The 18,652-nt window shown below is 58.4% G+C and carries 20 protein-coding genes; 15 read left to right on the top strand and 5 right to left on the bottom strand.

Features of this window, described 5'->3' with window-relative positions; translation table 11 throughout:
• The first annotated feature begins 88 nt into the window (after nucleotides 1-88).
• From RN346_RS10555 to RN346_RS10535, 5 genes are all read left to right on the top strand, one after another.
• A complete protein-coding gene (locus RN346_RS10555; RefSeq protein WP_311961102.1) occupies nucleotides 89-1,531 on the top strand; it encodes an alkaline phosphatase in 1,443 nt (480 codons plus the stop codon).
• Between the two features lie 109 nt (nucleotides 1,532-1,640).
• The gene (locus RN346_RS10550) at nucleotides 1,641-2,084 is read left to right on the top strand and encodes a hypothetical protein (protein WP_311961101.1); all 444 of its coding nucleotides are present in this window, start codon (nucleotides 1,641-1,643) and stop codon (nucleotides 2,082-2,084) included.
• Between the two features lie 169 nt (nucleotides 2,085-2,253).
• Nucleotides 2,254-2,637 carry a nuclear transport factor 2 family protein gene (locus RN346_RS10545; RefSeq protein ID WP_263586840.1) on the top strand — a complete coding sequence of 128 codons (384 nt, stop codon included), beginning with the start codon at nucleotides 2,254-2,256 and terminating at the stop codon, nucleotides 2,635-2,637.
• Between the two features lie 67 nt (nucleotides 2,638-2,704).
• Nucleotides 2,705-3,265: a cysteine hydrolase family protein gene (locus RN346_RS10540; RefSeq protein ID WP_311958192.1), complete on the top strand. Its 561-nt coding sequence runs from the start codon at nucleotides 2,705-2,707 to the stop codon at nucleotides 3,263-3,265.
• On the top strand, nucleotides 3,262-3,708 hold the full coding sequence (locus RN346_RS10535) for a hypothetical protein (protein WP_311961100.1): 447 nt from the start codon (nucleotides 3,262-3,264) through the stop codon (nucleotides 3,706-3,708). The genes RN346_RS10540 and RN346_RS10535 overlap by 4 nt, the downstream gene beginning before the upstream one ends.
• A gap of 15 nt (nucleotides 3,709-3,723) precedes the next feature.
• Here RN346_RS10535 and RN346_RS10530 read toward each other — a convergent pair whose 3' ends face one another.
• Nucleotides 3,724-4,032 carry an AzlD domain-containing protein gene (locus RN346_RS10530; RefSeq protein WP_311961099.1) on the bottom strand — a complete coding sequence of 103 codons (309 nt, stop codon included), beginning with the start codon at nucleotides 4,030-4,032 and terminating at the stop codon, nucleotides 3,724-3,726.
• Entirely contained in the window at nucleotides 4,029-4,748 is a 720-nt protein-coding gene (locus RN346_RS10525) for an AzlC family ABC transporter permease (protein ID WP_311961098.1), read from the bottom strand. Before RN346_RS10525 ends, RN346_RS10530 begins: the two co-directional genes overlap by 4 nt.
• A gap of 184 nt (nucleotides 4,749-4,932) precedes the next feature.
• On the opposite strand from RN346_RS10525, the gene RN346_RS10520 reads away from it, so the two are divergent.
• From RN346_RS10520 to RN346_RS10495, 6 genes are all read left to right on the top strand, one after another.
• Entirely contained in the window at nucleotides 4,933-6,069 is a 1,137-nt protein-coding gene (locus RN346_RS10520) for a C4-dicarboxylate TRAP transporter substrate-binding protein (RefSeq protein ID WP_311961097.1), read from the top strand.
• 61 nt (nucleotides 6,070-6,130) lie between these two features.
• The gene (locus tag RN346_RS10515) at nucleotides 6,131-6,760 is read left to right on the top strand and encodes a TetR/AcrR family transcriptional regulator (protein ID WP_263586846.1); all 630 of its coding nucleotides are present in this window, start codon (nucleotides 6,131-6,133) and stop codon (nucleotides 6,758-6,760) included.
• Nucleotides 6,757-7,257, top strand: a complete 501-nt coding sequence (locus RN346_RS10510; protein ID WP_263586847.1) for a TRAP transporter small permease subunit — start codon at nucleotides 6,757-6,759, stop codon at nucleotides 7,255-7,257. The genes RN346_RS10515 and RN346_RS10510 overlap by 4 nt, the downstream gene beginning before the upstream one ends.
• Nucleotides 7,258-7,266: 9 nt before the next feature.
• Nucleotides 7,267-8,574 carry a TRAP transporter large permease gene (locus RN346_RS10505; RefSeq protein WP_263586848.1) on the top strand — a complete coding sequence of 436 codons (1,308 nt, stop codon included), beginning with the start codon at nucleotides 7,267-7,269 and terminating at the stop codon, nucleotides 8,572-8,574.
• A gap of 23 nt (nucleotides 8,575-8,597) precedes the next feature.
• The gene (locus RN346_RS10500; RefSeq protein WP_311958187.1) at nucleotides 8,598-9,824 is read left to right on the top strand and encodes an amidohydrolase family protein; all 1,227 of its coding nucleotides are present in this window, start codon (nucleotides 8,598-8,600) and stop codon (nucleotides 9,822-9,824) included.
• Between the two features lie 223 nt (nucleotides 9,825-10,047).
• Nucleotides 10,048-11,889, top strand: a complete 1,842-nt coding sequence (locus tag RN346_RS10495) for an autotransporter domain-containing protein (RefSeq protein WP_311961096.1) — start codon at nucleotides 10,048-10,050, stop codon at nucleotides 11,887-11,889.
• A gap of 115 nt (nucleotides 11,890-12,004) precedes the next feature.
• On the opposite strand, the gene RN346_RS10490 is transcribed toward RN346_RS10495, so the two are convergent.
• Nucleotides 12,005-12,715: a hypothetical protein gene (locus RN346_RS10490; RefSeq protein ID WP_311961095.1), complete on the bottom strand. Its 711-nt coding sequence runs from the start codon at nucleotides 12,713-12,715 to the stop codon at nucleotides 12,005-12,007.
• A 24-nt stretch (nucleotides 12,716-12,739) separates the two neighbouring features.
• A complete protein-coding gene (locus RN346_RS10485) occupies nucleotides 12,740-12,943 on the bottom strand; it encodes a hypothetical protein (RefSeq protein WP_311961094.1) in 204 nt (67 codons plus the stop codon).
• 150 nt (nucleotides 12,944-13,093) lie between these two features.
• On the opposite strand from RN346_RS10485, the gene RN346_RS10480 reads away from it, so the two are divergent.
• The 4 genes from RN346_RS10480 to RN346_RS10465 all read left to right on the top strand — a co-directional run bounded on the left by RN346_RS10480 (nucleotide 13,094) and on the right by RN346_RS10465 (nucleotide 16,419).
• A complete protein-coding gene (locus RN346_RS10480) occupies nucleotides 13,094-13,573 on the top strand; it encodes a GNAT family protein (protein ID WP_311961093.1) in 480 nt (159 codons plus the stop codon).
• Between the two features lie 268 nt (nucleotides 13,574-13,841).
• Complete coding sequence (locus tag RN346_RS10475; RefSeq protein WP_311961092.1) at nucleotides 13,842-14,597, top strand: HEPN domain-containing protein; 756 nt, start codon at nucleotides 13,842-13,844, stop codon at nucleotides 14,595-14,597.
• 79 nt (nucleotides 14,598-14,676) lie between these two features.
• The gene (locus RN346_RS10470; RefSeq protein ID WP_311961091.1) at nucleotides 14,677-15,564 is read left to right on the top strand and encodes a hypothetical protein; all 888 of its coding nucleotides are present in this window, start codon (nucleotides 14,677-14,679) and stop codon (nucleotides 15,562-15,564) included.
• Nucleotides 15,565-15,606: 42 nt separating this feature from the next.
• On the top strand, nucleotides 15,607-16,419 hold the full coding sequence (locus RN346_RS10465) for a DUF2971 domain-containing protein (RefSeq protein ID WP_311961090.1): 813 nt from the start codon (nucleotides 15,607-15,609) through the stop codon (nucleotides 16,417-16,419).
• A 547-nt stretch (nucleotides 16,420-16,966) separates the two neighbouring features.
• Here RN346_RS10465 and pgi read toward each other — a convergent pair.
• Nucleotides 16,967-18,625, bottom strand: a complete 1,659-nt coding sequence (gene pgi, locus RN346_RS10460; protein ID WP_311961089.1) for a glucose-6-phosphate isomerase — start codon at nucleotides 18,623-18,625, stop codon at nucleotides 16,967-16,969.
• Nucleotides 18,626-18,652 lie beyond the last annotated feature (27 nt).

Below are 18,652 nucleotides of genomic sequence, written 5' to 3'. Positions count from 1 at the left end.
GTCACTGAAATCGCGCTAAACGTTCATCCCGCTGTCATCTGGCGTGGCTAATTTAAGCCTCTCTTAATCAATGACTTGGATGAACAGCATGGTCGCTTTCAAACGCTGCGCGCTCGCGCTTGCTTTAGGGTCCGTTTTTGCCACGCCGGCGCTTGCCCAACCACACGGTGCCAAAAACGTCATTCTGATGATCACCGACGGCGCGGGCATCGAAACCTTCCGCGCCGCCAGCTACTACCGCCACGCAGTGCTGGGCCAGGAAGTGTACGACGACTTCGACACTCAGGTCTTCACCGCCACTTACCCGCTGACCACCGCCACCGAGCCGACCATGAGCGACGAAGGCAAGGTCGAGTTCGACCCCGCCGAGCTCTGGAGCGATGAGGCGGCCGAGGGCGTGGGCTTCGAGGGCAAACTGGGCGACTACGACGGCTATTTCGCCGGCTACAACTACGCCCGCGAGAACTTCACCGACAGCGCCGCCGCCGGCACGGCGCTGGCCACCGGCCAGAAGACCTACAACAGCGCCATCAACTGGTCGAACAATGACGAGCGCATGAAGCACATCGGCGAGTACGTGGTCGAGAGCGGTCGGGCGCTGGGCGTGGTGAGCTCGGTGCAGCTGAGCCACGCGACGCCCGCCGCGTTTCTGGGCCACAGCCCCAGCCGCAACGAATACGCAGCACTCGGTGAAGAGATCATCGATTCCGGGCTTGCCACCGTGGTGTTCGGCGCCGGCCACCCGTACTTCGACGACGCCGGTAACGCAGTCGAAAACCCGGACGAAGACGCCTTTCGCTACGTGGGCGGCGAAGCCACCTGGCAGCGCGTGCTCGATGGCGACACCGATTACCAGTTGATCGAAAGCCGCGACGACTTCGAGGCGCTGGCCAACGGCGAGCTGACCCTCGAGGCGGACAAGGTGCTGGGCGTGGCGCAGAACCACGCCACGCTGCAGTTCAACCGCCCGGGCGTGGAAGCTGGCAACCTGATCGAGAACGTGCCGAACTTGCCGACGCTGACCCGCGGCGCGCTCGAAGTGCTCAAGCAAAACGACGAAGGCTTTTTCCTGATGGTCGAAGGCGGCGCCGTCGACTGGGCCGCGCACGCCAACAACCTGCCGCGCCTGGTCGAGGAGCAGGTCGATTTCAATGAAGCGGTGGAAGCTGCGGTCGAGTGGGTCGAGGCGAACAGCGACTGGGACGAGACGATGATCATCGTGACCACCGACCACGGCAACGGCCTGCTGCAGGGCCCGGATTCGGATCAGAACGCCTACAGCCCGATCGTAAGCCAGGGCGCCGGCGCGCTGCCGCTGGTGCGCTGGCACTCGGATAACCACACCCGCGAGCTCGTGCCGCTTTACGCCCAGGGCGCCGGCGCCGAGTACTTCCTCGATGTGGCCCAGCGCGATGAAGGCCTTTCCACCTACGGTGTGGACGAAAACGCCCAGCAGTGGGTGGACAACACCGATGTATTCCGCGCCGCGATGAACGCGCTCGGTATCGACGAGGACAGCGACACGCCGTAACGTCCCTGCGCCGCCACAAAGCCCCAGGCGAAATCGCCGGGGGCTTTTTTTGTGCGTGTTTTAGAACGCGTGAGATGAACGTATGCTGACGGTTTTGCCGGGAGTCTCCATGCGCGCGTTCTCGATCATCGCGATTCGCCTTCTCGCCGTCTATCTCGTGACCCGCCCGCTCATGGCGCTGGCGTCGTCGCTGCCCGCGGCCTTCGCTACGGCAGAGGCGTTCGAAGACTGGCGACTACTGTTCTCCGCCAGTCTCGTGCTGCCGTGTTTGCTGGGCGTGCTTTTATGGTTCAAGGCGCCCGCGCTTGCGCAAAGGCTTCACCCGAATGAGTCGGCGTCTGACAGCGTGGTCGGGGAGGCGGGGCTCGTGCGTGCGGGCAGCTTTCTCATCGGCGTGTATCTGGTGGTACAGCACCTGAGCAGTCTGCTTTCCCGCTGGCAGTGGGGCGGGGGGCTCGACATCGGCTCGCTCGCCGCGCTCCTGATCGGCCTGGCGCTGATACTGGGGGTCAGCGCCATGGGGAAATTGTTCAAGCGATTGCGGGAATTTTAATGGGCCTGGGAACTCGCCATGCGCTCGCGTGTCGATTTGGGTAAGATAGTACGCGCTACATCTTTGGTATAAGAATGATGGGCTTGTAAAGTCACTGTCGTAAAAGGTCACCGCCGTTTGAGCCCGCGGCATCAGGTCACCGACATTGGTTAAAGAGGTCGTTAGTCATATGAGAACTCCCCATGACGTGCTCAACGAGTGGATGCAGGCAATCAACAACGCCGACGTCGAAGCACTGCTGTCGCTCTACGATGAGAACGCCGTACTGATTCCCACCTTTTCCAACCGTATTTCCAACACCCGCGAGAAGCATCGCGACTATTTCGAGCGCCTGGGCGCGCGCCCGGGGCTGAGCATCACGCTGCACGAAAAGACCCTGATCATTCAGGAAGTCTCCGAAACCGTTGCCGCGCTGACCGGCCTCTACAACTGGCGTTTTGAGGTCGAAGGCGAGCTTCTGAACTTCGAGGCGCGCTTTAGCTACGTCGTTGATCTTTCAAAAGAAGCGCCGATTTTGCACCACCACTCCTCGCAAATTCCGCGCATGCTGTAAGGTTGTCGGCACCCGAAAAACGCCAGGCTATTCGAGCCTGGCGTTTTCATTTTTAAAGGTTTTATTCATGTTCGAGCTTCCCGCTCTTCTCATCATCGACATGCAGCGCGGCATGAGCGACCCCGCTGCAGGGGCTCGCAACAACGCCTGTGCCGAGACGAACATCGTGCGGCTGCTCGGCGTGTGGCGTGATGCAGGTGCCCCCGTCGTTCACGTACGCCATATCTCCCGCTCGCTGGACTCTCCCTTCTGGCCGGGACAAGAGGGCGCCGAATTCCAGCCGGCACTGGCGCCATGGGAAAGCGAGCACGTGGTCGAGAAGAACGTTCCCGATGCCTTTGTCCATTCGGGGCTCGAGCGGTGGCTTCGCGTGCGCGATATTCAGCGTCTCGTCGTCGTGGGTGTCAGCACCAGCAACTCGGTGGAGGCCAGCGTGCGAAGCGCGGGTAATCTCGGCTTCGATGTCACGGTCGTTCATGACGCTACCTTCACCTTCGCCAAACGCGATTATGCCGGGGTGGAACGCTCGGCTGACGAGGTTCACGCCATGTCGCTTGCGAATCTGAATGGGGAGTACGCGCGTATCCGCTCGACCGAAGAAATGCTCGATGAGGCGTTAGAAGAATGATTGAACTGGCAATGGCGGGAATCTCCCTGTTTGGCTTGGGTGACTGGACCTGTACCTCGGACAATGTCTACCCGGACGGCATGGAAGAGCACATCGAAAGTCGCGTCACGACACGAAAAGATCTCACCTATGAGGAAACGCTGACGCTCGACTATCGAACAAGCAGCGTTCCGGGAAGCCATTCGCGTCTGCAGGTCTTCATCACCGGGCATAAGGACGTTGTCGGCCACACGTTCATTGCCTACCCCGAAGAGATAGAACTCGTTCCTCGCACGGATGAGCTCAGATTGTTTTCGCCCGAGTTTCTCGAAGCAAGCCGCGCTTTTTATCTCGAGCCTTCGGCGCCGATCGAAGTGGTCTCCCGCGATGAAAATGCCATGACCCTGCGCCTCAAGGAGTCCGGCGAAGAAACGACCTGCCAGGCAGTGAGCGCAGGGGCATAGCGTTTTTTTCAAGCGTTAGAACAGCCAGCGCCAAAGCGCTGCGCAGACGATACCCACGGCGATGGACGCGAGCGGGCTTTTCAACGCGACCGCCACTAGCCCGGCGGCAAGGGCCGCGACGCGAGTGGCGTGATCGCCGTGAACGATCATCGGCGTCAGGATGGCGATGAGCACCGAGCTCGACATGGCGTCGATGAAAAGGCGCACGTTCGGTCCAAGCGTCAGTCGCGCCATGACGATCAGCCCCAGCACCCGCGAGCCATAGCCGACAAGTACCATGATCGAAATGGCCGCAAGCGACGACCAGACGGTCGGTGTCATCATTCGCTCACCTTCACGCTCTGGTATCGGGCAAGCAGCACAGCGACGCCCCCACCGGTCAGTGCCCCTACCATGACGTGCAGAAAGGGCGGCAGCCACCAGTACGCCAGCAGCGCGCTGGTGCCCGCCGCAAGCCAGGGCAGCACCATGAACGCTCGGGGCCGATTGCCGATCACGATCACCAGCAGAAAGCAGAGCATGATCATATCCAGCCCGAAGCGCTCCGGATGAGTGATGCCGCCGCCGAACACGAGCCCCGCGCCGGTGCCCAGCACCCAGGCCGCCCAAAGCGCAATACCGCCGCCCAGCAAAATACCGACATTGCGCTCGCCCTGGTGGTATTTGGAAAGCGCCAGCGCCCAGTTCGAATCCGTGACCAGGAAAATGACCGCAAACCGCTGCCGGCGCGGTAAAGGCGCAAGCCAGGGGTAGAGCGAGGCGCCCATCAGCATGTGCCGAGTGTGAATCGCAAGCGTCGTACCCGCCAGTGCCAGCAGGGGCAGCGGCGCTTGCCAAAGTTCCAGCGCGGCGAATTGCGAGGGGGCGGCGAACACCAGCGCGCTCATCGACATCGCCTGCCATGCGGCCAGGCCATGGTGCGAGGCCGCTACGCCAAAGGCGAGCCCGAAGGCGATAGTGAAACACGCCAGCGGCAGCATCAGGCGGATGCCTTGCCACGTACCGGCGATATCGAGCGTTGTCTCGTTTTGTTGACTCATCAGGGAGTTACCAGCAGTGAAAATACTCTTTCAGAAAAAAACAAACAGACCTGCTTGTTTTTATTTTTACATAAGTTTAGATTCGATAATGCATTAGCGCTTCAAAGTTTGAAACTTGCAAACGTTAAATACGTAATAACATAACATTAATAATGCTGTTTAATTTGCTCCAGGAAACCTGACCATGAACTTCAAACGCACATCACTCGCGGTGGCCGTTTCTGCATTCGTCCTGCCCGCTTTAAGCGTCACGGCCCAGGCTGAAACGTCTTTCATCGCTAACTCGTTTTATGATCAGCAGCACCCCCATTCACGCTACGGCTATATCGAGTGGGCGGAGATGGTCGAAGAGCTCTCCGGGGGAGAGCTGGCGCCCGAGGTTTATACCGGCACGGTGTTACTGGCCCCTCGCGCCAACCTTCAGGGTATTCAGGACAACATCGTTCAGGTCGCGCACCATGCCGCGATTTATACGCCGTCCGAAATGCCGGTCGCCAACGCCGTGCAGGAGCTTGGCTTCAACTACGCCGATCCGCTGGTGAGCATTCTCGCCGTGACCGATTTCAGCATGAACAACCCCACCCAGCTGGCGGAGTGGGAAGATCTCGGTATCGTCTACCTGGGGGCCTACAGCACGCCGCCCTACGTCATGTTCTGCCGCGAGCCGGTGCGTAATCTCGAGGAGCTGCGCGGCAAGCGCATTCGCACCGCGGGTTCGACCGTATCGGCGTGGGTGGAAGAGGCGGGCGGTACGCCGGTCAACGTGCCTTCCAGCGAAATGTACAGCGGCCTCGACCGCGGTTCGCTGGACTGCGCGACCAACGCGGCCAACGACCTGATCGACCGCTCGCTGTGGGAAGTGGCGGAGCACACCACGCTTTTGCCCACCGGCATGTACTGGTCTGGCCCACAGTGGGGCTTCAACGAAGGTTTCTGGGCCGGCTTGAACGATGAAGAGCGTGATGTCTTCAAACAGGCCACCGCTCAGGCCATGACGCGCATGGTGGTTCAGTTCATCGCTGCCGCGGAGTCCGCCATCGAAGAGGCGAAAGAGCACGGCAACAACGTCTACGAGCCGGAAGACGACCTGATGGCTTCCGTCGAAGCCTTCCGCGAAAAGGCGCTGTCCGGCGTTTACGACAAGGCGCGCGACGAGTACGGCGTGGAAGACCCCGAAGCGCTGATCGATGATTTCCTCGCCACCATCGACAAGTGGCAAACCCTGCTGGAAGGCGTCGATCGCACCGATGAAGAAGCGCTGGCCCAGTTGGCGATGGACGAAATCTACAGCAAGCTCCCGGCGGATTACGGTATTTATTGATTTGACGTAGAGTGGCTTTTTTCAAGCCAGCCAATATCTACAAGATCGATAAGGGACCGTCATGACGAAGCGACAGAATCAGGAAGAGCGTTCACGCAATACCCAGGCACGCGTGATGCAGGCAACGATCGAATGCGTGCTGGCCAAGGGCATACGTGACACCTCGACTGTGGATGTCGCTCGTCAGGCCGGGGTCTCTCGAGGGGCGCTGGTGCATCACTACCCGTCGAAAACGCTGTTGATGCAGTCGGCGCTGGAGGATTTGCTCAACCGCGAGGTCGAGAGCGTTCGCCAGCTGACGATCAGCGTGCGCGAGGGTAACTTCGATTTCGACAGCCTCTTGAGAGTACTTCATGAGCACTTCAAGGGGGATCTGTACATGGTGACGCTGGAGTATCTGAGCGCCGCGCGTACCGATCCCGACATCATGAAAGTGCTCATCCCCCTTGCAGCCAGGTTCAACGGTTCGTTGGAAGCCATCTGGGAACAGCTGGTGGCAAGCTCTCGGCATACGTCGCGGCAAAACCGCGTGGCGCTGAACGCCACGCTTTGCATGATGCGCGGCATGGGCGCGCAAAGCATTTGGCGCGACGACCCGGAGCTTTACCACGACATGCTGATTTTCTGGAGGGATGCCCTCATCGAGCTTGGCTTTTCATCTTCCCAGGCTATGACAAGAGAAACTGTATGATCGCGCGCATCGTTGAATCCTTGAGTCAATGGGTCGCCAAAAGCGCGCTGGTGCTGGCCGCGCTGTTTCTGATCCTGATGGCGCTTCACGTCACGCTGGACGTAGCGCTTCGCTTTTTCTTCGGCAAGTCCTTCACCGGTACCCTCGAGTTCGTCTCGTTCTATTACATGGTCGCGGTGGTCTTTCTGCCGATTGCCTACGTCGAGCTTCAGCGCGAGCACATCAGCGTCGATGTCGTGGTGGGGCGCCTGCCTGCCCGCGTGCAGCTGGCGTTCTACCTGTTCGCAGGCGCTTTGGGGTTGGTCTATTTCGGCATGCTTTGCTACCAGAGCTACCTGGACGCACTGCGGGCCACCCTGCGCCAGGAAACCGCCATGGCCAACTTCACGTTCTACCTGTGGCCCAGCCGCTGGGCGCTGCCGGCCGGCTTCGCCGCCATGTGCCTGGCCATTCTCGCCAACATGATCAAGGCAGTGCGACTGCGCCAAGCCCTGTAGGAGCAACCCATGAGTAATATCGAGATAGGCGTGGCAGGCATTGCCATCGCTTTGGCCTTGATCGCCTTGAGGGTGCCCATCGGCATCGCCCTGGGGCTTGTGTCGATCATTGGTATCGGCGAAATGACCAGTATGCGCGTGGCCTGGGGCATGATTTCCGCCACGCCGTTTGACTTCGCCGGTACCTGGGAGCTGACCGCCGCCCCCATGTTTTTGTTCATGGGGTATCTGTGCACCACGACCAACATGACCCAGGGGCTTTTTCAGGCGATGCGGCTTTACCTGGCGCGCCTGCCCGGCGGGCTTGCGGTCTCGAGCGTCATGGCCTCGGCGTTTTTCGCCGCCGCCTCCGGTTCGAGTGTGGCCACTTCTGCTGCCATGTCGCGCATCGCCGTGCCGGAAATGCTCAAGCACAACTACGACAAGGGCCTGGCCACCGGCACCGTGGCGGCGTCGGGTACGCTTGGTTCGCTCATTCCGCCCAGCGTACTGCTGGTGCTCTACGGGGTGTACGCCCAGGTCTCCGTGGGCCAGCTGTTCATGGCGGGCTTTCTACCCGGCGTGCTGTCGGCGCTTCTCTACATCGCGATGATCATGGTGCGTACCAAGCTCAACCCGAGCCTGGCAGGCGATGCCAACGTGCGCTCGAGCTGGTCTGAAAAGTGGGAGGCGTTCAAGAACATCTGGCCGCTGCCGCTTCTGATCGCGCTGGTGCTCGGCGGTATCTTCACCGGCATCTTCTCGCCGACGGAAGCCGGCGCCGTGGGTACCACCATCGCAGCGGTCATTGCGCTGGCACGGCGCACGCTCACCGTTGCCGCCGTGCGCGAGGCGGTGACGCAAACGGCGGTGAGCACCGCCAGTATCTTCATCATTCTGATCGGCTCGCTCTTTTTCACCCGTTTTCTGGCGATGAGCGGCGTGCCCTCGGCGTTTTCCGAGCTGATTCTTGGCGTGAGCACCGAGACCTGGTGGATCATTCTGGCCGTCGCCCTGATTTATCTGATTCTGGGCATGTTCATCGACTCGATCGGTCTTCTGCTTTTGACCCTGCCGCTGATTCTGCCGCTGGTGGAAGGGGCAGACCTTAACCTCGTCTGGTTCGGCATCATCGTCGTCAAGCTTTTGGAGGTTGGGCTGGTTACGCCGCCGATCGGTCTCAACGTCTACGTCATCAAGGGGTCGCTGGGTAACAGCGTCAGCCTGAGCGAAGTCTTCAAGGGCGTGAGCTGGTTCATCGTCATGGACATCGTTGCGCTGCTGCTCATCGTGCTGATTCCTGCGCTTTCCCTTTATCTTCCGCAGAAAATGTTTTGACGCCTTCACTTCAAGGAACTTCCATGTCTACGATTCGCTTCATCAACGCTAACGTCATCGATTCCCGCGCCGGCAAAGTGCTGAAAAACCACGAGGTGCGCATCAAGGACGGCCGTATCGACGCGGTCAGCGCCTCACCGCTCGAGGGCAGCGACGACCAAATAATCGACGCCAAGGGCCATTATTTGATGCCAGGGCTCGTGGATTCCCACGTCCACGTTACCGCGATCACGCCGAACTTCGCGCTGCTGGGAACGCTGTCGCCGTTCTACGTTGGCGCCAAGTCATCCGAGCTTCTTGAAGCCATGCTGATGCGCGGCTTCACCACCGTGCGCGACGCCGGCGGCGCGGACTACGGCCTGGCCAAGGCGGTGGACGAAGGCGCTCTGGCCGGTCCGCGCATCATGTACGCCGGGCGCGCGCTCTCCCAAACCGGCGGCCACGGCGACATGCGCGGGCCGGGCCAGCAAACGTTTGAGGGTTGCTTCTGCTGCGCGGGCCTTGGCCGCGTGTGCGACGGCGTAAGCGAAGTGCGCCAGGCCGCCCGCGACGAGATCCGCAAGGGCGCCACGCAGATCAAGATCATGGCCTCCGGTGGCGTAGCCTCACCCACGGATCGTATCGACAGCACCCAGTTCTCGCTGGAAGAGATCGATGCCATCGTCGAGGAAGCGACGGCCGCCAATATTCACACCATGGCCCACGCCTACACCGCTCGCGCCATCAACCGCTTGATTCCGCGCGGTGTGAAAACCATCGAGCACGGCAACCTGATGGACGAAGAGAGCTGCCGCCTGTTCATCGAGCACGACGCCTACCTGACGCCGACGCTGAGCACCTACGATGCGCTGGCGCGCGAAGGGGTCGAGGCGGGCATGGCCGAAGAGCTGCAGCGCAAGGTGTTCGAAGTGCTCGAGGCCGGCGGCAAGGCGCTGAAAATGGCCCAGGAGCACGGTGTGAAGATGCTTTACGGCTCCGATCTTCTTGGCCGCATGCAGGTCCATCAGCTCAACGAGTTCCATCTGCGCAAGGACGTGGTGCCCGCCGACGAGCTGATCCGCGGTGCGACCAGCCACGCCGCGGATGCCTACGGCTGTGTGGGCGATTTCGGCGAGATCATTCCCGGCGCCCGCGGCGATGTCATCCTTCTCAAGGACAACCCGCTCGAAGACATCACCGTTCTGACCAAGCCCGATGAACAGCTGATGCTGATCATGAAAGGCGGCGTGGCGTACAAGAATACGCTCTAACCCCGCCAAGGGATTTAAAAAGCCGCCGACGCGATTTCGCGTCGGCGGCTTTTTTATGTGTATCGGGCGACAATCCCCTCGTGCTGATCGTCTGTATACCTTCTTGCAGCGGGCAGGGCGCTGTGCCATAACATCAGACATCGCTAAACGTGACGCGCTGCCCGGGGCGCCGGTTAGCCATCACCCCACGACCTACAACAACAGCTATCAGGGGATCACTGTCATGCCAACGTTTCGCTACCGGCGCTTGGCGCTGAGTATACTCGTCGCTGTAGGCGCCTTGCCGCTCTCGGCGCTTGCCGCCAGCACGTTCGATGACGCCTTCAACGAGACCGTCTTTTTCGGCGATAGCCTGACCGACAGCGGCTACTACCGCGCCACCATCGGGCAGCTGCTGCCCATCCCGCCCGACCGGCTCGACCTCGTCGGCCGCTTTACCGATAACCCGGGGCCGGTGTGGGCCGAACACGTCGCCGCGCGCTACGACAGCAACGCCGCTCCCGCCAATGCCGGGGGCAATAATTACGCCGCCGGCGGGGCGCGGGTAGCCGCTTCTTCGAGCAGCCTGTTCGGCGCCGCTCCCGCGGTGAGCGATCAACTGGCAAGCTACCTGGCTTCGACCGGCGGCGTCGCCGACGGGGATGCGCTCTACGCCGTCTGGGGCGGGGCGAACGATCTCTTTACCGTAAGCAGCGGGGCGGACGCCGCAAGCGTCATTGGCAATACGGCCGTGGCCACCGCCGGGCTCATCTCTACGCTGCAAGGCGCTGGCGCCCGCCACGTGCTGCTTTTTAACGTGCCCGACCTTGGCCTGACGCCGCGCTTCAACGGCGACCCGGCTACCCGCGCCGGTGCCACCGCGCTTGCCCGGCAATACAACGAGACACTTTATACCGCCGTGGCGGCAAGCGGCGTTGATGTGATCCCGGTCGATACCTTCGCACTTCTGCAGGAGGTCGCTGCCGCGCCCGGCGCCTACGGGTTTACCAACGTCGTTGATCCCGCCTGCACCCTGCCGCTGCCGCTTTGTAACCAGGCGACGCTGATCGCGCCGAACGCCGGCGAACGTTACCTGTTCGCCGACGAGATTCACCCCTCGAGTGCCACCCACCGCATCATCGGCGAAGCCGTGGTATCGCTGATCGAGGCGCCGCAGCTGCAGCAGCTGGTGACCCACTCGGCAGTGCTTAGTGGGCGAACCCGCGCCAATCGGGTCGCCGAGCACCTGAACGCCATACCGCTTGATAACGGCGTGCGCTGGTGGGGCGATCTTCGTGCCGAGCGCCAGCAGCCGGGTTCGAGCGATTTGTATGATGCCAATACGCCGTCGGGGCTTCTTGGCGTGGACTGGTACCAGGACGGCGTCGTGCTGGGCGGGTTCGCTGGCTACGGCGATCAGGACGCCGACTTCGGCGGCGGTCGCGGAAGTTTTCAGCAACAGGCGTCGACGCTTGGACTGTTCACCGGCTGGTACACCGACAGCGCCTGGGCCAGCGCTCAGCTGAGCTACAGCTGGCTCGATGTCGATACCGACCGCGACGTTCAGCTGGGCAGCGCCACTCGGCGCCACAGCGGGTCCACGCAGGGTAACAACCTGACGGCGGCAGTGAACGCCGGCGTCGATGTAAGCGCCTTCTCCGTTGCCGGAAGCGATATTAAAACCGGCCCCATCGCCGGGCTGACCTGGCAGCGCGTCGAGCTCGACGGCTTTGATGAAACCACGCGCTCCTCGACGGCGCTTGCGTATCCCGACCGGGACGTCGATTCGCTCATCGGGCGGCTGGGCTGGCAGGTTCGGCGCGACGGGGCGACGTTCAACCCCTACCTGCAGGTGAGCTACAGCCGCGAGTTCGAAACGAGCGACGCTGGCCGCGCCACCCTGCAAACCCTGCCACAGCTGGGTGATTACCGCGCGCCCCGGCTCGATCTTGACCGCGACTATGTCGAGGTCGATTTAGGCGCCCGCGCGACGCTTGGCGGTTTCGACGCTCAGATTGGCGCCAGCGTCGATGTCGAGGACGCTGACAGCAGCGCGCTATTCTTGAGTCTGGGTAAGCGCTTCTAATTCGGCAGGTTCTCGCGCTCAGTGTATTCAAGCGGCACGGCCACACCCCGCAGTGCGGTTGGATCATCGCACTGTGGGATGTAGCCGTTGGTACGCGGCAAAGTGAACCTACCGCTTACACCTTGATATCGATACTGACCGCGGCCGTGGCGACATGGGCGGTTGAGGTCGGCAGCAGTTGGCCCAGGGTCGAGTAGAGGGCGTGGGATTCGGCCCTGGCAAGCGAATGGTCGACCTTGTCCATCTCTTCTTCGGCTTGTTTGAGCTCGCGGCGCGCCTCTTTTTGTTCCTTGTGAAGGGAAAACTTCAGCTCACTGGCCGCCTCCTGAAACGCTTTTTTGGCATCGGTCAGAATCGAGCGCAGCGCGTGTTCGCTTGCGCTAATGGTTGGGGCACGTTCGGCGCCTGGCAACGCGAAAGAGGGCGCCTGCGTTAATACATCCGATGGCGCGAGCGACTCCTTTCGCTCCTGCTCCTGCTCCTGCGCTTCCAATTGCTCACTACCGCTTACGGGCTCCTCGGCGGTGGTCGCCTCGGCGCTTTCGAGCGTCGCGTTGGCGGCCTCGACACCGCGTTCGGCGCTGCTGGCCTCAGTTTGCGCGTTCGCGTCGAGCGGCGCCGATACGCCGGCGTGACCACCTTGGGCCGCGTTGACCGTGGGCGTCATGGTGGGGCCGGCGCTCGCGCCACCGCCACCGCCGCTTAGCTGACGCGCCGCCGCACCCAGCTCCCGGGCAATGGATTTGAGCTCGCTGGCCATCGCCTTGAGCTGCTCTGGCGAGGCAAAGCGCATCATCGCTTTCAGCGACTCCAGCCGCTGCTTCAAAAAGCCTACCTTTTGCGACGCATTCTACATCGCCGATTCCCTGGGGCTTGGCAGCGATGCCAGCGCTTCGAATGCTTCTTTCTGTTTCTTGAGCCGTTTGGTCTGCGGGTCGTCCGTGTTGAGAGCGGCCACCGACAAGGGTTGGCCCGTTACCCGCGCCGTGCTCAGCCCAGAGGAGGGCTCACGGCGAGTATTGATCATCACCAGGTTGGAAAATCCGATCTTCATGGCCGATCCCTCATTTTTATTAATAGAACCTATCGGCTGCTCCACAGATAACTTTATCAAGATCACGGCTAACCGTTTTCGCCACTACCAGGGAGGTGGCCTGCGCGCGTTGCCGCCGATGGCGAGCTGTGGAATCTACGCGTCACACCGGTGCCTTCACCTGATGAAACACGCGGCTTTATTGAAACCGCCTTGAAAGATCGGGAGGCAGGCCACCGTTTTGCGTTTGCCGTTATCGATGAGACCAGCGGTACCGTGCTGGGCACGACCAGCTATAACGACATCTTGCCCGAGGTAAAACGGTTGGAGATTGGCCACACCTGGTATGCCAAACGCGCGCAACGTACCCATATCAATACCACCTGCAAGCTGCTGCTGTTGACACATGCGTTCGATACGTTGGGTTGTAACGTGGTGGGCTGGCGCACCGACAACTTCAACTACGCAAGCCAACGTGCCATTGAGCGGTTGGGCGTGAAAAAGGATGGTGTGATACGCGGGCATAAGCTGCGTCGCGATGGCACCATTCGTGACACAGTGATGTATAGCCTGCGCAGGGGAGAGTGGCCAGAAGTGTGCGCGCATCTTAACGATTTTTTAAGCCGGCGAAGGCAAGCTAATTTTGGATAGGCAGCCAAAATTTTCTTTGCTGGTAATAGGATCAATGAGATAGTTTTGATCCAGGCGGCTAGATAACCTCAATGAACGCGCTGGCACGTTCATTGAGGTTATGCAGCCGGGTATATAATCACTGTTAGCTGCATCTGAGCCTATGAGCACAATATTTGGAAGTGACGTACACGCGGGGCTATCCGGGATTGAACTAGTCGAGGAGTCCTACGACCTCGGAGAGGGCATTCTTCTTCGAAGAACCTTCGCTCACCTATTTGCTCCCTTCATGATGGCATTCAAACCGGCTCCGCCCGGCAAGCACCATCCGGGTCCATGGAAAAGTGCATCCGGCGGATTCAGTTTTGATGTGAATGCGGAACTACACATACCTGCACGTATCGAATCCGATTTCGGATCGAAGATTGCGGTTGCTAGGACCTTGCTATTCCTTCTGAGGCTGGGCGTTAATCCTGCAATCACGTTGCCGGTATTCGCTAATTACCCGTTCGATACGCTAGCCGAAATTCCAGATGCAGACGCAGCGCTTCTTCCGTACGAAGTACAGTGGCGCCACTTCCCTCTCGGTGTAGTTGGAGGGAGAGTTGATCCGGATGCCGTGTCTTGGGTAAGCGAACGGTGGAAAAATACCCACAAACTTATGGAAAGCAGTCCGGAGTTTGCTCTTGCGGTCGAAGCCATCGACTCTGGGCAGTTCATTGAGAACCATGCATTGACACTAATTTCCCTTTGGGGTGCTTTGGAAGCCCTGTTCTCTCCTGCAAAAGCAGAACTACGGTTCAGGGTTTCAGCGCTTATAGCATCATTTCTTGAAGAGCCAGGAGGAAAGCGCGCCGAGCGGCAGAAAGCAATCGCAAAACTGTATGACAAGCGATCAGCCGCTGCGCATGGGACGCCAACACATGAACCAGATCACCTGTTGCAGACATTCACTCTCCTTCGAGAGGTTCTTTTCAAGGTTATCGACATGGGTCGTGTCCCAAGTAAGCTTGAGCTCGAGGAAATGCTCTTTGGCGCGAACTAGTCCGAAAGCCGCTAACTCGGCGCTCCACCCGACCGCGTACCGCTATGCGGTCCGCGTCGGGTGAGCTTGGGCGTTAGATTTGAAGGAGCAAATACCAAGCACCATGAGTGATGGAATAACTGGCAAAGCCACATATAAATGTGAGAAATGTGGCGCGAAGCATTTCTTGCATGATGAAGACTTTTGCTTCGAGCCTGAATCAGGCTCTAATAGGGACATGGGAGAGGAGGTTCAGTATGGTTATGAACTTGATGAACCGTGTCGCAATTGCGGTAACGAAATACGCTTGAAATTTGAGGTTTGGGAGTGCCCAGTTGGCATAATTAATATGACCAATGAGAATTCATCAGGAGCCGAAATCCTTAAAAGCGAATTCGATACCTATCACGAACCACCTCAAGACGAGCATGAAGAGGCTGTAAGGATTGTAAAATCACTAGTGCTTTTTCGATTTGATGCTTTTGCTGAAGCATTTGTCGACTTCTGGGTAAAAAGCTATAAAAAGTCACCCCAGCCAACGTCTATTATTTCTGCATTAGGTGTATTAGTCGCATCTATAAGTTTAGCAGTAACTATATACACGTCAGAACAAGCAAGATCACAAAAGCTTGAAAAAACTCAAAGTTACACGGAACAGTTTGAATTACTTAGAACTACCGAGGAAAATCTAAATGACTTAGCTGAGTTTATTTCAAGCAAGATAGGTGAAATTGAAGCCACTAAGTCGCTCATCCAAGATCTGGAAGCAAAGAAATCTGAGCTTGAGCCTATAGTGAATGCAAATCAGCAGGTTGTTGATGCTATCTTTCTTCAACAAAGAAGAGATATAGAAAGAACTATATGGGTAGAGCGGGGTATAAGTTTTGGGTTAGGTATACTTGCCTCATTAATTGCTACAATAATTTGGCATTTTGTTAGCCGATTCAAAAGAGAAAAATCTAACAATCAAAGGCAGTCGGACGCGTAAACGCGCTGCTGCTTTGGGCGTGAGCTTCTTCTGAGGGAGATTATGATTCTATACAAGTATATGTCCTTCGGTGCAGCGCGAAAGGTGATCGATACCCTATCTCTAGGATTTTCATGCCTTGAAGATTTGAACGACCCTTTCGAATGCACAGCCTTTGGTTTTAAAGATAGCGAAGGGCCTATAAGCGCGGAAACCGCTACGTATGCTTGTAGAAATCGTTTTTCGAGAAAATACGGTGTTTTATCGTTGACTCGGCAGCCGTTAAACGCGCTTATGTGGTCGCATTATGGAGACTCTCACCAAGGTGTAGTGCTTGGATTTGATTGTGATTTGGCCGGCTTTTCAGACCCGAAAAGCAATGTGATTCCAAGCCAGTATGGAGAGATGATCTACTCAGCTACGAAGCCGCACAATGATCTACCCGTGATTGGCGAGAATGAGCTAATGGATATTGGTGGTAGCCTTCGTTTTGACTCGAATGCCTTCAATCTAATGAAGAGAGCTTTTCTATATAAGTCTCTCGAGTGGGCGTACGAAGAAGAAGTTCGTGTTGTAAAAAATATTGGAGAAATCCCCTTCGGTTATCACACAGGTGGTGGTCGTCATCGTGAATGTAATAAGGTAACTGTCTCTGGTAGACCTCTATACTGCTTTGATGTATCAGAGAAATCGCTCAAAGAAATTTACTTGGGACGACATTTATATAGAAACGTTACCAAAGGCGGCTCTGTTACCGATAAAGAGTTGAAAGGTGTGCTTAAGTCTTGGGGGAGAAAAGATATTAAGATGATGAAATGTGAACCCGACGTTCACTCATGGAACCTCGTTGCAAAACCATCTATCAACAAAAGCTAACTAGTGGCTGTTGTAGAATGCACCTACGCTTGTGCACCGGCATGCCTCAAAGCCAAAGCGACGAGGCTGTAGAAAAACTTCGTTGACGCCTACGTTTTGTCAGGATTAAGAAAACAGCCGAGGAGGGTTCAGCATGCCGCGCCTTAAGGCTTTTTACTACGATCAGAATGCCATGGTGGGGATCAACTACCATTATCAGCTCTAGCTGGGCATCTTTGAACACGCGCTGCACTATCTAGCTGAATACCAGTTCGACTTATCCGTTTCCCATCCCAAGTACCGCAACGATGCGACCGGCCGATCGGCTTACGATCCGGTTACCTTGTTAAAGATCACTTTGCTTGCTCAAAAGGCATCACCTTCAGTCGCCATCACGTTATATGAGCGCCTGAGTTTTACAAGATGTGCAGAGACCAAATGCAGTACTGGATGGAAGCGGTTTAACCAGCGCTTATTGCCTTTACAGAATCCGCTCTGCTCATTTAAAAAAGCCCCGGCCATTAAGCCAAGGCTTCTGCCTACCACTTAGTGCGACAACTAAAACCGTCTACTTCTCTTCCTTGCTCATCTTCTTACCGCTTTCAGCCTGACCATCCTCTTCAGCACCGCTACCCGAAAAATGCCCCCGCACCAACTCCAGCAACCCCTGCGTAGACGCATCAAAATCAGCCGCATTGGTATCAATACGCTCGCTGATTTCTCCGGCAATGCGCTTACCCAGCTGCACGCCCCACTGATCGAAGGAGTTGATGTTCCAGATCACGCCCTGAACGAACACCTTGTGCTCGTAAAGCGCGATCAGCGCGCCGAGGTTTTTGGGTGTCAGCTCGTCGAGCAGCAGGGTGCTGGAGGGGCGGTTGCCGGGGCAGCTGTAGGGGTCCTGGCTCAATTCCTGACCGGCGCTTTGGCTGCCTTCCATGAAGGCGTTGGCCTGGGCGAGCATGTTGGTCAAAAGCGCAAAGTGGTGCTCCTCCATGCCGGGCTCGGGCTTGAGCGAGGCGATGAAGTCGATCGGCACGTAGCGCGTGCCCTGGTGCAGCAGTTGGAAAAACGCGTGCTGGCCGTTGGAGCCGGTCTGGCCCCACACGATCGGCCCGGTCTTGTAGTTGACCGGGTGGCCGAAGATATCCACCGACTTGCCGTTGGATTCCATATCGAGCTGCTGCAAAAACGATGGCAGCTGGTTCAGCGCCTGGTCATAAGGCACGATGGCCTGGGTTTCGGCGCCGATAAAGTTGATGTACCAGATCCCGATCAGCGCCATCAGCACCGGCATGTTCTCGGCAAACGGCGCTTCGATGAAGTGGCGATCCATCTCGTGGGCGCCTTCCAGCAGCTCGATGAAGCCCCCGAAGCCGATGGAGAGCGCGATCGGCAGGCCAATCGATGACCACATGGAGTAGCGCCCGCCCACCCAGGCCCAAAACTCGAACACGTTCTCTTCGCGAATGCCGAATTCCATCGCTGCTTTACGGTTGGTGGAAGCCGCAATGAAGTGCGCGCCCACGTCGGCGTCATCCCCGGCGTTCTCCAGAAACCAGCGCCGCGCGGTCTTGGCGTTCAGCAGCGTCTCCTGGGTGGAGAAGGTCTTGGTCGAGACGATGAACAGCGTGGTCGCCGGGTCGAGCCGTGAGAGCACCTTCTGGATGTGCGTGCCGTCGACGTTGGAGACGAAGTGAAAGTGCAGCTCCGGGTGGCGATATTTCAACAGCGCGCGCACCGCCATGTTGGGGCCCAGGTCCGAGCCGCCGATGCCGATGTTGACCACGTCCTTGATGGGTTTGCCGCTGTAGCCTTTCCACTCGCCGCTTCTGACCGCCTCGGAAAAGCGCTTGATCTGCTCGCGGGTGCGGGTGATCTCCGGCATCACGTCCTCGCCATCCACGTACACCGGCTCGTCGCCGGGGTTTCTGAGCGCGGTGTGCAGTACCGGGCGGTTCTCGGTGACGTTGATGATGTCGCCGGAGAACATCTGCGCCCGGCGCTGAACCAGCGCGGAGTGGTCGGCCAGCTCCAGCAGTTTGGTCAGCACGTCGTCGGAGACGTGATGCTTGGAGTAGTCCAGAAACAGCCCGCCCACGCGCAGGCTCATTTTTTCGAAGCGCTTTGGGTCGCTTAAGAAGTAGTCGCGAATGCGGTCGTGATGGGTTTTATCGCGCAGGCGCTCGAGGGCCTGCCAGGTGACGCTGCGGGTGAGTTGGAACATGGGCAGAAGTACCTTATTGAAAGCGCT

It is taken from the genome of Halomonas sp. PAMB 3232, assembly GCF_031954225.1.
Taxonomy (GTDB): Bacteria; Pseudomonadota; Gammaproteobacteria; order Pseudomonadales; family Halomonadaceae; genus Vreelandella.
Note: the sequence above shows the minus strand (reverse complement) of the source record. Positions and strands in the feature narration are given on the sequence as shown.

Bases quoted from the DNA above. Each gene is read 5' to 3' on its own strand.
- RN346_RS10555 (WP_311961102.1), top strand. From the start codon at position 89: ATGGTCGCTTTCAAACGCTGCGCGCTCGCGCTTGCTTTAGGGTCCGTT.
- RN346_RS10530 (WP_311961099.1), bottom strand. From the start codon at position 4,032: ATGATGACACCGACCGTCTGGTCGTCGCTTGCGGCCATTTCGATCATG.
- RN346_RS10505 (WP_263586848.1), top strand. From the start codon at position 7,267: ATGAGTAATATCGAGATAGGCGTGGCAGGCATTGCCATCGCTTTGGCC.
- RN346_RS10515 (WP_263586846.1), top strand. From the start codon at position 6,131: ATGACGAAGCGACAGAATCAGGAAGAGCGTTCACGCAATACCCAGGCA.
- RN346_RS10525 (WP_311961098.1), bottom strand. From the start codon at position 4,748: ATGAGTCAACAAAACGAGACAACGCTCGATATCGCCGGTACGTGGCAA.
- RN346_RS10465 (WP_311961090.1), top strand. From the start codon at position 15,607: ATGATTCTATACAAGTATATGTCCTTCGGTGCAGCGCGAAAGGTGATC.
- RN346_RS10535 (WP_311961100.1), top strand. From the start codon at position 3,262: ATGATTGAACTGGCAATGGCGGGAATCTCCCTGTTTGGCTTGGGTGAC.
- RN346_RS10550 (WP_311961101.1), top strand. From the start codon at position 1,641: ATGCGCGCGTTCTCGATCATCGCGATTCGCCTTCTCGCCGTCTATCTC.
- RN346_RS10510 (WP_263586847.1), top strand. From the start codon at position 6,757: ATGATCGCGCGCATCGTTGAATCCTTGAGTCAATGGGTCGCCAAAAGC.
- pgi (WP_311961089.1), bottom strand. From the start codon at position 18,625: ATGTTCCAACTCACCCGCAGCGTCACCTGGCAGGCCCTCGAGCGCCTG.
- RN346_RS10500 (WP_311958187.1), top strand. From the start codon at position 8,598: ATGTCTACGATTCGCTTCATCAACGCTAACGTCATCGATTCCCGCGCC.
- RN346_RS10475 (WP_311961092.1), top strand. From the start codon at position 13,842: ATGATGGCATTCAAACCGGCTCCGCCCGGCAAGCACCATCCGGGTCCA.
- RN346_RS10520 (WP_311961097.1), top strand. From the start codon at position 4,933: ATGAACTTCAAACGCACATCACTCGCGGTGGCCGTTTCTGCATTCGTC.
- RN346_RS10485 (WP_311961094.1), bottom strand. From the start codon at position 12,943: ATGAAGATCGGATTTTCCAACCTGGTGATGATCAATACTCGCCGTGAG.
- RN346_RS10545 (WP_263586840.1), top strand. From the start codon at position 2,254: ATGAGAACTCCCCATGACGTGCTCAACGAGTGGATGCAGGCAATCAAC.
- RN346_RS10540 (WP_311958192.1), top strand. From the start codon at position 2,705: ATGTTCGAGCTTCCCGCTCTTCTCATCATCGACATGCAGCGCGGCATG.
- RN346_RS10495 (WP_311961096.1), top strand. From the start codon at position 10,048: ATGCCAACGTTTCGCTACCGGCGCTTGGCGCTGAGTATACTCGTCGCT.